Below are 407 nucleotides of genomic sequence, written 5' to 3'. Positions count from 1 at the left end.
AGCAGGCAAAACGAAATACGCCCACCAGATGGTCGCTGCTGTGTTGGTGCATCCCGATCGCAAAGAAGTGATTCCGCTGGCGATCGAACCCATCGTCAAACAGGACGGCGAGACAAAGAACGACTGCGAGCGAAATGCCACGCGACGTTTGCTCAAGCGAATAAAACAACAACACCCCAAGCTCAAACTGATCATTACCGAAGATGGGATCGCCAGTAATGCTCCGCACATCGCGGACCTGCAATCCTATGGCTACCACTACATCCTCGGCGCCAAACCGGGCGACCACGCTCACCTGTACGACGCCGTGATCAAGGCAGGTGACAACGATCGACTACACTGCTTCACGACCAAGCATTTGGACGCGAAGGGTTCGAGCAGCGGAACGCAGTGGGCCAAGCGGTTGT

Annotated in this window: 1 protein-coding gene; it reads left to right on the top strand. The window is 55.8% G+C overall.

Features of this window, described 5'->3' with window-relative positions; all coding sequences use genetic code 11:
- Positions 1–28 precede the first annotated feature (28 nt).
- On the top strand, positions 29–407 hold a 379-nt coding region (locus GE027_RS22725; RefSeq protein WP_202617523.1), incomplete at its 3' end, for a hypothetical protein.

It is taken from the genome of Roseimaritima sediminicola (assembly GCF_009618275.1).
Classification (GTDB): Bacteria; Planctomycetota; Planctomycetia; order Pirellulales; family Pirellulaceae; genus Roseimaritima; species Roseimaritima sediminicola.
Note: the sequence above shows the minus strand (reverse complement) of the source record. Positions and strands in the feature narration are given on the sequence as shown.